Origin of the sequence: Patulibacter sp. SYSU D01012 (genome assembly GCF_017916475.1) — a bacterium.
In the GTDB taxonomy this organism is placed as follows: Bacteria; Actinomycetota; Thermoleophilia; order Solirubrobacterales; family Solirubrobacteraceae; genus Patulibacter.
Window position 1 is genome coordinate 1,687,406 of the sequence record NZ_JAFMTB010000001.1, and the last position, 13,318, is coordinate 1,700,723.

At 79.2% G+C, this 13,318-nt stretch carries 6 protein-coding genes; 5 read left to right on the plus strand and 1 reads right to left on the minus strand.

All coding sequences use genetic code 11. From position 1 onward, the window contains the following. The first annotated feature begins 157 nt into the window (after window positions 1–157). From J3P29_RS07750 to J3P29_RS07770, 5 genes are read left to right on the plus strand one after another with little or no spacing between them, the layout of a single operon-like run. Window positions 158–2,245, plus strand: coding sequence for a hypothetical protein (locus J3P29_RS07750; protein ID WP_210492496.1), 2,088 nt, complete (start codon window positions 158–160; stop codon window positions 2,243–2,245). Then, on the plus strand, window positions 2,242–3,963 hold the full coding sequence (locus J3P29_RS07755) for a hypothetical protein (RefSeq protein ID WP_210492497.1): 1,722 nt from the start codon (window positions 2,242–2,244) through the stop codon (window positions 3,961–3,963). The genes J3P29_RS07750 and J3P29_RS07755 overlap by 4 nt, the downstream gene beginning before the upstream one ends. Next, entirely contained in the window at window positions 3,960–8,390 is a 4,431-nt protein-coding gene (locus J3P29_RS20340) for a hypothetical protein (protein WP_210492499.1), read from the plus strand. Before J3P29_RS07755 ends, J3P29_RS20340 begins: the two co-directional genes overlap by 4 nt. Then, window positions 8,387–9,178 carry a hypothetical protein gene (locus J3P29_RS07765; protein WP_210492500.1) on the plus strand — a complete coding sequence of 264 codons (792 nt, stop codon included), beginning with the start codon at window positions 8,387–8,389 and terminating at the stop codon, window positions 9,176–9,178. Before J3P29_RS20340 ends, J3P29_RS07765 begins: the two co-directional genes overlap by 4 nt. A gap of 2 nt (window positions 9,179–9,180) precedes the next feature. Beyond that, the gene (locus J3P29_RS07770; RefSeq protein ID WP_210492501.1) at window positions 9,181–12,168 is read left to right on the plus strand and encodes a lytic murein transglycosylase; all 2,988 of its coding nucleotides are present in this window, start codon (window positions 9,181–9,183) and stop codon (window positions 12,166–12,168) included. 537 nt (window positions 12,169–12,705) lie between these two features. Here the strand turns inward: J3P29_RS07770 and J3P29_RS07775 are convergent. Then, window positions 12,706–13,146 (minus strand): hypothetical protein, encoded by a 441-nt coding sequence (locus J3P29_RS07775; RefSeq protein WP_210492502.1) that lies wholly within the window; start codon window positions 13,144–13,146, stop codon window positions 12,706–12,708. Window positions 13,147–13,318: the final 172 nt, after the last annotated feature.

A 13,318-nucleotide genomic window follows, 5' to 3' on the forward strand; every position in this document is an offset into this window, starting at 1 on the left:
TCGAGCCGGCCCGCGGTCGTTCTGCGGCGCGCAGGGCCTGGGTGGACAAGCAGACGCGGTTGACGCCCCTGTGACCGCGATGTGTTGACGGACGAACGTCCGTGCTTCCCACGATGTTCACCGGCTCGGACGGGGCCGAACCTAGTGTCCCGCGCCGGTGTCGCGTCAACACGAGATCCCTCCGTCCGCCGCCTGCGTCCGCCGGATCGCGGCGGGTGCCGCGCTGGCCGTCGTGGCCGCCCTCGCCCTGCCCGGGGCGGCCGGGGCCACGTACGGCCCGGGCGCCACGCCGGCGTCGGCCGTGGGGGACGAGCTCGCCGACGCCGGCAGCCGCGCCCCGGTCCTCTCCGCCGACGGCCGGTACGTCGTCTTCGAGACGTCGTCCAGCGTGCTGCTGGGCGTCCCGGGCGACACGGAGGAGCGGTACGCGGGCGGGCTCGTCCGCAAGGACCTGTCGACCGGCGACGTCCAGCTCGTCGCCCCGCCGCAGCGCGTCCGCCGCGACGACGAGAGCCCGGTCGGCACGGGCACCGCGTCCGGCGTCGCCGGCGTGAGCGCCGACGGCCGCTACGTCCTCTTCACCACCGCCGCGCGCCTGGCCGCGGGCGACGGCAGCGCCATCACCCCCGACGTCTACGTGCGCGACATGGACGCGCCGCTGTCCGGCGCGGCGGCCTACGAGCTGGTCTCGGCCCGCGACGGCGCGGCGACGGCCGCGGAGTACGCGGACCCCGCCGTCGGCAGCACCGCCGGCCTGCAGGGCTACGCGCTGAGCGCCGACGGGCGGCGCGCCGTCTTCGTCACCCGCGGCGTGTCCGACCTGCCGGACCGGGACCAGCCGACGACGCCCCGCTGGCAGGTCTGGCTGCGCGACCTGGACGCCCGGACCACCCGCCTGATCAGCCGCGACCGCGCCGACCCCTCCACCGCCGGCACGCCCGCGACCCCGCCGGCCGCCGGGGGCGTCGAGCCCGTCGCGGCGATCAGCGCCGACGGCCGCAGCGTCGTCTGGACGGCGGGGGAGGCGCAGCGGCAGACGCGCACCCTGCCGGGCGAGGGCTCGCTGGGCGCGCTGCCCACGCTGCTCTGGCGCCGCGCCGACGACCTGCCCGCGCCCGCGCGGCGCGTCGCGGGCGCGGCCGACCTGGACGACCCGGCGTGCGATCCCGCGACGCCGCTCCCGTCCGACGCGCGGGCGACCGGCCCGTGCCTGGGCCCCTTCGTCGCCAGCGAGGGCATCAACCAGAACGAGCCGGCGACGAGCAGCCTGAAGCTGCGCGGCATCAGCGCCGACGGTCGCCGGGTGCTCTTCACGTCCTCGGCCGGGCGGCGCCCCTTCGACGCCGCCGCGTACCGCGCGGACACGGGGTACCTCGCCGACATGGGGGACCGGGTGCCGCGGAAGTCCGGCGTGCGCGTGGCGTGGTCGGCGCCGACCGTCGGCCGCTATCCGCTGACGAACGGTCGCCTGGCCGCCGACGGCCGCCACGCCGTGATGACCAGCCGGGACAACCGCTTCGACGGCCTGCAGTCCGTCGGGGCGTTCCCCACCGGCGACCTGCTCACCTGGAACGTCTACGTCGTGGACCTCGACGCCGGCACGGCGGAGATCGTCACGCGCGCCCACGACGGCGGCGAGTACTCCACGGGCCCGAGCGACCAGCCGGTCGGCGATCCCCTCGCCGTGTCCGCCGACGCCGGGGCCGTCGCGTTCACGGCGGCCGACGGCAACCTGTTCGTCGGCGACGCCAACGGCGTGCCCGACGTGCTGGTCGCCCGGACCTCCACCGCCGGGGCGGGGCACGGCGGCCGGGTGCTGCCCGCGCCGCCGGCCGGTCCCGTCGGGCCCGACCTGGGCGGCACCGCGCCGCTCGCCGGGCCGCTCCGGTCCCGCTTCCTCACCACCTACGGGCCGGTCCGCGTGTCCCGCCGCACCGGCACCGCCAGCGTCCGCGTCGCCCTGCCGGCGGCCGGCCGCCTGACCGCCACGGCGCGCACGGCGGCGGAGGGTCGCCGCGCCGTCCGGGTGGGGAGCGCCGTGCGCCGGGTCCGCCGCGCGCAGGCCGTCACCGTCCGCATCCGGCTGTCGTCCGCCGCCCGGCGGGCGCTGCGGCGCGCCCCGCACCGCCTGAGCGTCCGCCTGTCGCTGCGCTTCGCGCCCGCGGGCGCGCCCGCCAGCACCACCGTCCGCACGTACCGGGTCGTCCGCGCCACGCCGGCCGCCCGCAAGGGAGCCCCGCGATGAAGCGCCCGATCGTCCTGGCCGCGACCCTCGCCGTCGCCCTGGCCGGCGCGGCGGACGCGTCCGCCGCCGAGTGGCAGGCGTACCCGCTGCCGGCGCCGCCCGGCGGCCGGTTCTCGACCCCCGCGGGCTACGTCGGCGATCTCTCCTTCTGGAGCCCCGACCGCGGCGTGATGGTCGTCTCGGGCAACAGCAGCGTGCCCCGTGGCGTCTACAGCTGGGACGGCGAGTCCTGGCACCAGCTGGCCACGGTCTGCGGCGGCGGCATCAACTCGCGCGTCGCGTGGGCCGGGCCGCGCGAGTTCTGGACGATCACGACGCCGAGCGTCGGGCAGCAGACCGGGGGCCAGGGGCTGTGCCACTTCAAGGACGGCGCGGTCGTCGGCTCCTACAGCTACTTCAACCTGCCCGAGTTCGCCGTCGGCCTGCCGGTGAACGCCGCCGCCTGCCGGGCGGCGGACGACTGCCTGTTCGGCGGCGTGGGCGGCGCGAGCGCCGACGGCGCGCGCTCCGGCGCGTTCCACCTGCGCTGGGACGGCACCGACCTGGCCCCGGTGTGGGGCCCGCAGGGCCGCGGCGTCAGCGACCTGATCGCCCACCGCGGGTCGCTGCTCGAGAGCGTGTACGTCGGCCCGGGCGCCGGGGCGCAGGGCGCCCGGCCGCTCCTGCGCCAGGCCGAGCCCGTCCCGGCGCTGCTGCACGGCGTGATCGGCACGAGCTTCGCGAACGACCCGTTCGTCCCCGCGCCCGACCCCGCGGTGCCCGCCGACGGCGGCACCGAGCTGCGCGCGATGGACACGGACGGCACGACCGCCTGGGCCGTCGGCGGCGGCGCCAACTCCGGTCCCGCCGCCGTCAACGGTCGCCTGCCGCGCGGCCCGATCGCGGTGCGCCGGACGGACGGCGGCTGGACCGAGCTGCCCGTCCACGGCGACGTCCCCGCCGGCTCGGCCTTCGGCGCCGTGGCCGCCGTGCCGGGGACGGACCGCGCGTGGGCGGCGATCACGCCGTACGAGGTCTCGGACCCGCTCGGCAACGACACCGGCGCCCAGGCCGCCCCCGAGATCGCCTCGATCGCCGGCGACGGCACGGTCGCCGTGCAGCGGCTGCACCCCGAGGAGGGCGACGCCGCGCGCGGCGCGATCACCGCCGTCGCCTGCCCGACCGCCGACGACTGCTGGGCCGCCACCGCCAAGGGCTACCTGTACCGCCGCACGACCGGCGCCCGCTACGCCCGCGACACGGACGCGGCGTTCCAGGGCACGATCTCCGTCCGCCCGAACGAGGCCGCCTCGCAGGTCATCCCCGACGATCCGCCGGCCGACGACTCGCGCCTGTTCGCGCCGCCGGTCGAGCTGCCGGTGGCCCAGGACGACGCGGGCGACGCGTCCTGCCCGGCGCCGCCGGCCCTCGTCTCGCGCGTCAAGGCGACGCCGGCCCGGCTCACCCGCGCCCAGCGCCGTCAGGCGAACCCCCGCGTGGCGCTCACCGTCTCGTTCCGTCTGGCCCGCCGCGCGCGCGTCGGCCTGCGCGCCCGCCGCGGCGGCCGCACCGTCGCCGTCGCGAAGCCGCGCGCGCTGAAGCCCGGCAAGCGCGCGCTCCGGATCACGGTCACGCGCAGGACGTGGCCCAAGAGCCTCAAGTTCACCCTGAAGGAGCTGACGCCGCCGGTGTGCGACGCCTCGAACAGCGACGTCGTCGGCACGGGGGACGCGCGGTGATCGGCGCGCTCCGCCGGGGCCGCCTGTGGGCCGCGCCCGTCGCGCTGCTCGCCGCCGCGGCGGTCGCCGTGGCCGCCGGGGCGGACGATGACGTCCGCGCCCAGGGGGCGGCCGGGCCGGTCGGCGTCGAGTCGCAGATCGGACCGGAGAGCGGCGCGCGGCTGCTCGGCGGCGCGGCCGCCGGCGAGGCCTGGGCGCTCACGACCGAGGACGGCTCCTCGCGCGTCCCGAAGTCCGTCGACGGCGCCGAGCTGCCGCAGGCCCGCCAGTACCTGCTGCGCTACCGCCCCGACGAGGGCTGGCGCTACGTGCAGACCCCGCGCGACGAGCGCGGCGACGCCTACGCCGGGACGATCGTCACCGGCCGGGTGACCGCCCGCGGCGGCCTGCTGCTCGGCGGCGAGGACGAGCGCCGGCCGGACGGGGAGCGCCGCGTCGTGCTCGCCCGCGACGCCGTCGGCGCCACCCGGGTGCTGCCCGCGCCAGGCCCCGACGTCCTGCGGCCCGCCGCCGGCAGCACGCCGGGCGAGGCGCTGTCGTCCAACGTCCTGGCGGCCCGGGACGTCGACGGCCGCACCGAGGGCTTCGTCGCCATCACCGGCCGCGCGCAGCAGACGGGGGTGGCGCACTGGGATGGCGAGCGCTGGACGCGCGAGACGCTCTGCGTGGCCGAGGACGGCAGCGCCCCGCCCGCCGGGTGCAGCGACGCCGAGACGCTGAAGGACGCCGCGCTCGGGCTGACCGCGTCGTCCCTCGCGACGACCGAGGACGGCGACGCGTGGCTGCTCGCCAGCGCGCACGCCGACGCGCACCGCGGCCTGGTCCTCTTCCGCCGCACCGGCACGGGCGCCGACGTCCGCTGGGTCCTGCGCGACCTGGGGGCGCCGCGGTTCGCCGCCGACGCCACGCCCGCCGACGGCATCACCGCCGTGGCCCCGCTCGCCGGCAGCCGCGCCGCGACCGCCACGAAGGACGGCGTGTGGCTGGACGGCACCTTCCGCCAGAACGGCACGGAGCGCAGCGTCGTGCTGCGCGTGACCGCCGCCGGCACCCGCACGTGGTGCGACGGCGGCGCCTGCGACGACGCGCTCGGCTTCGAGCTGCGCCCCGACGGCACGTCCCAGGCGTTCGCCGACGGCACGCGCGTGATCGGCCCGGTCGGCGACACGGTCCGCCGCTACGCGCGCTTCGACGGGCAGCGCTGGACGGTCGCCTCCGCGTACGGCTCGCTCTTCGGCGGCATCGCGTTCTCGGGCCTCGACGAGGGCTGGCTGGGCGACGTGCACGTCACGCGCGACCGGCCCGCGTCGCCGCTCGCCGCCTGGTCCGTCCCGGTGCGCCGGCCGCTGACGGCCATCGCCTCGGCCCCCGGCACCGCCGGCGACCTGGGCACGCCGGCGCTCGCCGTCGGACTGGACGGCAACGTGCTGCGCTACACGCCGGGCCAGGGCTGGGACAGCGAGGTGCGCCTGGGCGCGTCCGGCGTCGTCCGCGACGACCTGCGCGGCGTCGCGTGGCCTGAGCCGTCGACCGCGTTCGCGGTCGGCGACGAGGGCGCGATGTGGCGCTGGCGCAAGGCCACCGGGCTGTGGGAGGCCGACCCCGCGGCGCCGTTCGACTTCACGGGCCACCTGACGAGCGTCGCGTTCCAGCCCGGCGACCCGGACCGCGGGTTCGCGGTCGGCCGCGACGGCGTGATCCTGCGCTACGGCAAGAGCTGGGAGCCGATGCCGCTGCCGGCCGACGTCGCGACCGCCGGGCCCGGCGGCGGGCGCGCGGACCTGTTCTCCGTCACGTTCGCCGGCCGCCAGGCGCTGGCGGCCGCGGGCCGCGGCGGCGTGCTCGTCGAGGACGGCGACGGCTGGAAGGTCGACGCCGGCGCGAAGGCGCTGCTCGACCGCGTCGGCGGCGGGGCCCAGATCCTGGCCGTCGCCGGCCTGCCCGACGGCGGTGCGGTCGCGGCCGGCGCGGCGGGCGACAACAAGGGCCTGGTCCTCGAGCGGGACGCCGCGGGCGGCCCGTGGCGCTACAGCGACCAGCCGCCCACCGGCAGCGCCTTCGCGGCCGCGGCGTTCCGCGACGGCGGCCGGGTGCGCGCCCTGCTCTCCGTCTCGCCGCTCGTCTGGCCGACCACCGACGACCTGAACGTCCCCGCCTTCGACCCGAACGCCCCCGAGCCGCGCCGCGCGCCGCTGAGCGTGCCGGCGGACGGCTACCTGCTGCGCGAGACCGCCGCCGGCTGGCGCGACGAGGACCGCACGAAGCTCGCCTCGCCGGGCGAGGACGTCTCGCGCAAGACGGACCCCGTGCTGGCGCTGCTCGCCGACGCGGGCGGGCGCGGTTGGGCCGTCGGCGGCTGGGCCGGCAACACCGACTCGCTGGGCCGCGGCCCGCTGCCGGACGAGCCGCCGAACGCCGAGCTGCAGACCGCGTCCGTCGGCCGCTACGACCCGGCGGGGCCGGTCGGCTCGGCGAACGTCCAGCCCGACCTGCCGGCCCAGGGCGCCGGGCGCGCGCGCCTGCTCGTCGGCGGCCACGCCCAGTGCGCCGCCGCGTGCGCCGACCTGGCGCCGCTCGACATCAGCCCGGACCGGACGCTCTCCCGGGCGCTGGCGCTCGGCGCCGCGCTCGCCGCGCAGCCCAACGGCCCGCGCGCCCTCGCGTACACGGGCGGCCGCGTGCCGGCCGGGACGGCGCCCGCGGGCGCGGGGGAGTTCGGCCGCTACGCCGGCATCCTCTCGTCGGGCCCGCTGCCGGTCTTCCCGGCCGTCGCCCCGGGCGAGGCGACGGGCGGCGGATCGGCCGGCTTCGAGGGCGCGTTCGCCGGGTCCTGGGCGCCGCTGGGCATCGGGGCGCTCGGCGCCGGGATCCGGCCCGTCGCGATCGGCGCCGCGCCGGTGCCGGGCCGCGCCCGCACCCACTACGCGGTCGACACGCAGACGGACGCCGGACCGGTGCGGCTGGTCGTCATCGACAACGCGTCCGGCTCGCTCGCGTCCCGCGACGGCGCCGGCAACCCGGCCGAGAACCAGGCCGCGTGGCTGACCCAGGTGCTCGCCGACGCGCGGGCGCAGGGCGTCCCCGTCGTCGTCGAGGGCAGCCGCAGCCTGAACCCGCGCGACCCGGGCGCCGCGAGCGACGGCACGTCCGTCGCCGTCCTGCTGCGCGACGGCGGCGCGTCCGCGTACGTCTTCGACGGCGCGGGGGAGCAGCGCCGCACCGCGATCCCCGCCGGCTCCGCGACGACGATCCCCGCCTTCGCCAGCGGCTCGCTCGGCTACCGCCCGACCCTCGACGTCGAGGGCCGCCGGATCCCCGGGCTGCTGCTGCTCGAGCTCGACGTCGCGGCCCGCGACGCGGCCACGAACCGCGCGCCGGTCGCCGTCCGGCTGCTGCCCGTCCTGGACGACCTGGCGATCGACGCCGTCGACGGGCGCCTGCTCGGCCGCAGCCAGCCCGCGCTCTTCCAGGGCCTCGGCCGCCGGCCGCGCTCGGGCGACACCGGCGACCCGTACGTGCAGCTGCCGAGCCCGCTCTGCTCGGCGACGACCCGCGACGCCTGCGCCGCCACGCGCATCGACCCCGAGGTCACGTTCCGCTCGAGCGACCCGGACATCCTGGACTTCGTGAAGGTCGACCCGGCGTCGACGAACCCGCGCAAACCGTACATCGACCCGAAGACCGACAAGCCGGTGGCGGACGCGACGTCCGGCCTGGCGTGCCCGTACAACGCGGGCACGACGACGATCTCGATCTCGTCCGGCGGCCTGACGTACCGCACGACCGTGACGGTGCGCGGCGGCAGCGTGCTGCGCCCGTGCGGCACCGTGCCGCTGAACCCGGCGCGCTTCGAGCAGCCCGGGGCGTCCGCGCCGTCGCCGCCGCCCCCGCCGCCGTCCTCGCCGCCGGCCGGCGGGTCGACGCCGGCGACGGTGCCGGTGCCGCTGCCGCCCGCGCCCGGCGTCGGCCCGGCGCCGCCGGTCACCCCGGCGCCGACGCCCGCGCGCCCGACGCCGTCGCCGGCGTCCCGCCCGGTCGTCGCGACCCCGGGCCCGGCGTTCATCGCGCCCGTCGTCGCGCCGCCGCTCGCGGTCCCGCCGCCGCCCGCCACCGCCTCGCCGGCCCCGCCGCCGGGCGGCGCGGGGGTGAACATCAACGTCCCCGTCTCGCAGCCCGTCACGCAGGCCGAGCGCCAGCGCGAGGAGGAGGTCGCGGAGGAGTCCTCCAAGGCCTACGCCCGCTACGACGCCGCCGCGACGCGCACCGACCCGCAGGGCCCCGGCGCCGGATCCGCCGCCGCGCTCGTCCTGCTCATCGCGCTCGGCGCGGCCGGCGGCGGCACCGCCCTCGGCGCCCGCCGCCGGCGCGCCGCCCCGCTGGCCTACGCCCGCGAGCCCCGCCACCCCGTCGACCGGAGGCCCCGATGAGGTCCCTCTCCCGCCCCAGCCCGTCCGTCCTGGCCGCCACCGCGCTGCTCGTCTCCGTCGTGGCGCTCGTCTTCGCGATGACGGGCGTCGGCGCGGCGACGAGCGGATCCGGGGCGTCGAGCACCCCCAGCAGCACGCCACGCCGGAACGGGGTGCTGCGGCTGGGGCCGGACGCGAAGTTCCCGGCCCGCGCGATCCCGACGGTGAACGCGGCGCGCGTGGCGACCCGGCTGGGCGACAAGACGGAGGACGACCTGACGGCGATCTGCCCGGCCGCCACCGTCGACCTGGGGTCGTGGTGCATCCAGAGCAGCACCCAGGCGGTCGACACCGAGGACGCGGGGAAGAACGACTACTTCTACGCCACGCAGAAGTGCGTCGAGCTCGGCGGGTGGCTGCCCAGCGCCGAGGAGCTCATCGGCGCCGCCGACCAGATCAAGCTCTCGAGCACGGTGGACGACAACTCCACGAGCGCGAGCACCGACATCCTGCCCGAGGACGGGCTGAGCGACCGCCGCGAGATGAGCGGCACGCTCATCACCACGACCGCCGGCGCGACCGCCGCGGGCAGCATGGGCTCGACCGCCGGGGCGAAGGGCGACCCCGGGTCCGGCCAGCCCGACCCCGTCCCGTTGCCCGCCGACCCCGCGCCGGACACGCTGCAGTACGTCACCGTCTACGACAACGGCAACGCGGGCGGGTTCGCGGGCGGCAAGCCCGTCTCGAGCCCCGAGCGGTTCCGCTGCGCCTTCGCGAAGAAGCAGGGCGCCAACGCCCAGGAGGACTGACGGTGCGCCGCCAGCTGCCCGCCATCGCCGTCGCCACCGCCCTGGCCGCGTCACCGGCCGTCGCGCTGGGCGACGACGCCGCGCCGCCGGTCCACGCCGCGACGCAGACGAGCGCCGAGGGGGCCCCGACGCCGTCCCCCGAGGCGGTGACCGCGACGACGCCCGCCCCGGCGCCCACGACCACGCCCGCGGAGCCGACGCCCGCCCCGGCGACGCCGGGGGCGACGACGACCGACGCCGCGCCGGCCGAGCAGGCGCTCGACCTGCCACCCGTGGCCGGCGAGGACGCCGCCGCGACGCCCGGCCGCAAGGGCCGGCGGGCGCGCCGCGAGGCCACCCGTCGCGAGCGGAAGGCGCGCCGCGCGCGGACGCAGCGCGGCCGCCCCAACGACCACCGCGCGGCGGTCGCGCGGGACGCGACGGACGCGCGGGGCGGGAAGGACGCCGGGGCCGGCGCGGGAGCGGACCCCCTCGGCAGCCCGGCCGCCGCGCTGTCGACGCTGTCGGTGTCGAAGTTCCGCATCCCGCCGTTCCTGCTGCCGATCTACCAGGCGGCGGGCATGCAGTACGGGATCCGCTGGGAGGTCCTCGCGGCGATCAACGAGGTCGAGACGGACTACGGCCGCAACCTGAACGTCTCCTCGGCGGGCGCGCTGGGCTGGATGCAGTTCATGCCGCCCACCTGGGCCCAGTACGGCGTGGACGCCAACGGCGACCGCGACCGCGACCCGTACAACCCGGTCGACGCGATCTTCGCCGCCGCCCGGTACCTGCAGGCCGCCGGCGGCGAGCGGGACCTGCGCCGCGCGATCTTCGCCTACAACCACGCCGACTGGTACGTGGACGACGTCCTCGAGCGCGCCCGCGCGATCGCGGCGCTGCCGAGCGACGTCGTCGGGTCCCTCACGGGCCTGACGCTCGCGCAGATGCCGGTGTTCACCCCGAGCGAGGGGCGGGGCGGGGCCGACGAGCGGGCGAAGACCGACCGGCCGACCGGCGGGCGGCGCGCCGACGAGCGGGCCCCCGGCGGCGCCGCCGACGACCCCGCGGGCGCGGACGCCGAGGGCGACGACGCCGCCGACGAGGTGCGGGTGCGCGCGACCGCCTCGCCGGACTGGTCGTCGATCGCGACGCCGCGGGGGACGAAGGTCGTCGCCGTGCAGGACGGCACGGTCGTGCGGATGGGCCGCAGCGACGCGCTCGGCCGCTTCGTCGAGCTGCGCGACGCCTACGGCAACCGCTACACGTACGCCCACCTGGACGCGCTGGCCGCGGAGCACGTCGTGCCCCGCCGCGAGCGCGGCGGGAAGGACGAGGACGGCCACGGCGAGGCCGAGCACGCCGACCACGCCGGCGACGGCGGCGCGACGGGCGCCGGCGACGACGCGCGGCCCGGCGGGGAGGAGCGCCGCGACGGCGCCGGTGGCGACGGGGCGAGCGTCCGCGACGGCCACGGCGACGCGGACGCCGCCGCGTCGTCGTCCGCCGGGAGCGAGCGCGCGGGACGCACGGACGGGCAGGGGAGGGTCGCCGCGGCGCAGGCCGCCGCCGGCCGGGCCGCGGCGGACGCCGCCGCGGCGTCGGTCGGCCCGGCGCGGCCGCGGTCGGCCGCCGAGGCCGCCGAGGCGCTGCCCTCGGCGCCCGCCGGCGCCGCCGACGACCGCGCGCTGGCGGGGGACGCCCCGGCGGGGCCGGGCACCGCCGCGCCGGCGGATCCGGGATCCACGACGGGCACGCCCGCGCCCGGCTCGGCCGGCCCGGCGACGCCCGGCGCCGGCGCCGCGCCCGGCGCCGGGGAGGCCCCCGCGCCGACCGCGACGAGCCCCGCGCCGGCCGCGCCGGCGACGACGACCGCGACCACGCCCGCCCCGGCGGCCGGCACGGCCACGACGACCGTCCCCGCCGGCACGACCACCGCGGCGACGGCCCCGACGCCGTCGCCCGAGGCCGTCGTCGCGGGCCCGTCCTTCCTCGCCGCGCTGCTGGCCCCGGTCGCGACCGCGACCGACCAGATCGCCGCGGTGGCGACCGCCGCCGCGGCGCAGGCGCAGGAGCAGGAGCAGCCGGACGCACCGGCCCCGCAGCCCGACGACGGGCGCGTCGACGACGGCCTCGAGCGGTACGTCGTGCGCGCCTCCGCGCTGCGGCCCGGCGACGTGCGCCGCCGCGAGCTCCGCGTCGGCAGCCGGGTCCTGGCCGGGACCGTCCTGGGCCGCACGGGCGCCACCCGCATGCGCTTCGCCATCCGCCCCGCCGGGGACGGCGCCCCGCGCATCGACGCGCGACCGATCGTCGCGGGCTGGCGCCTGCTCGACGACGCGGCGGTCTTCGGCAACGACCACGAGAGCCGCCTCGTCGCCGACCGCGCGGACGAGCCGGACGTCGGCCGCCTGCTGCTCATGAGCAAGGAGCAGCTCCAGGCCCGCGTCCTGGCCAACCCGCGCCTGGCGATCTACGAGGCTGGCCGCACCGACATCCGCACCGGCGTCATCGACCGGCGGGTGCTCGCCACGATGGAGTACCTGGCGGCGAACGGCCTGCGGCTGACGATCAGCTCGCTGCGCTCGGGGCACAGCCTCCTCTCGGCGTCGGGCAACGTCTCCGCCCACTCCTACGGCTGCGCCTTCGACATCGCCGCCGTGGACGGCATCCCCATCGTCGGCCACCAGGGCGCCGGCACAATCACCGACCGCACGATCCGCCTGCTCCTGCGGCTGCAGGGCACGATGAAGCCCAACCAGATCATCTCCCTGATGGACTACCCGCGCACGGACAACACCCTGGTCATGGCGGACCACGCGGACCACGTCCACGTCGGCTTCCCCCGCGCCGCCGAAGCGGACGACGCCCGCCTGGGCCGCCAGGTCGCCGCGGTCCTGCAGCCGGGCCAGTGGCGGGAGCTCGTGTCCCGCCTGCGCGCCATCGAGAACCCGACGGTGCGCCGGGCCACGGACGACCCGCGGCACCGCCGGCGCGGGGCGGGGGAGTAGCAGGGCAGCGCGGGGGATGCGCGGGGTGGCCGCGCCGCGCCCCGTCGCGCGGCGCCGCGTCGCGCGGCTCCCCGTCGCGCGGCGACCGCCGACGCGACCCGGGACGACCGCACGGCCGCGGCGGCGGGGGACCGCCGGCGCTGAGCGGCGCGGGAGTGGGGCGTGGTCCCGCCGCGGCGGCCCGGCGCGGGGACGGGGGAACGCCGGCGCCGAGCCGCGCGCGGGGGCCGGAGCGGGCCCCGCGCATCCGCTCCCGCTCGACCCGTCCGACGATCGAGGGGGACGGAACGCGCGCTATCCGCGCGTTCCTTCCCCCTCGACGCCGCGTGGGGCGTGAGCGGGACGGGGCGCGCGGCCCGACGCGGACGGCGTGCCGAACGGCCCCGCCGCGTCTGGTCCGCCGCCGACGCCCTGCGCCGCCGAAGGCCCCGCGCGCCGACGGGCCTGCGCCGCCGACGCCCTGCGCCGCCGACGGGCCTGCGCCGCCGACGCCCCGCGCCGCCGACGGCCCCGCGACCGACCGCCGCGGCCCCGTCCTCAGCCGCGGGCGCGCGCGACCCGCTCAGCCGCCCCGCGCGGCATGAACGCCACGCGCTGGTCCGCGTCGGGGGAGACGTCGAGGAGGACGAACGGCCGATCCGCCGGCGGGCGCTCGGTCGGGTCCGGCAGGGCGATGCGTCCGCCGCTGGTGCGGCGGGCGTGGGCGACGCGGGCGCGGCGGCCCAGGTCGGTGATGGACCACAGGGCGATGCTGCCGCGGGCGTGGGCGCGCACGTGGCCCACCCGCTCGAGGCGGCGGAGCCGGGCGGTCAGCGCCGCCTCGCTGGGGCCGGTCCCCGGGTCCCAGTAGCTGAGGAGCTGGGCGGCGGTGCGGTGCTCTCCGGCCCACAGCAGGGCGTCGAGGACCGTGGCGTCGTGGTCGGCGAGGTGCTCGTCGCCGGACGGGCGACGGGGGAGCGGGCTGCGGTGCGCGTACATGGTCGTAGGGCCGGGGGGAACGGCGCGCAAGCCATGCAACCGCACCTGCAGGATGGACGACAGTCCGTTTCGTGACGACTGGACGGATCGCCCCCGCTCCACCGTCCGGCCACGGCCGTCCGCGGGTCGTTCTCAGACGGACGTCCAGGTGCGTTTGGCCGCCCGCGCGCGG

Coding starts and splice junctions, on each gene's coding strand:
- J3P29_RS07755 (WP_210492497.1), top strand. CDS start 2,242: ATGAAGCGCCCGATCGTCCTGGCCGCGACCCTCGCCGTCGCCCTGGCC.
- J3P29_RS07765 (WP_210492500.1), top strand. CDS start 8,387: ATGAGGTCCCTCTCCCGCCCCAGCCCGTCCGTCCTGGCCGCCACCGCG.
- J3P29_RS07775 (WP_210492502.1), bottom strand. CDS start 13,146: ATGTACGCGCACCGCAGCCCGCTCCCCCGTCGCCCGTCCGGCGACGAG.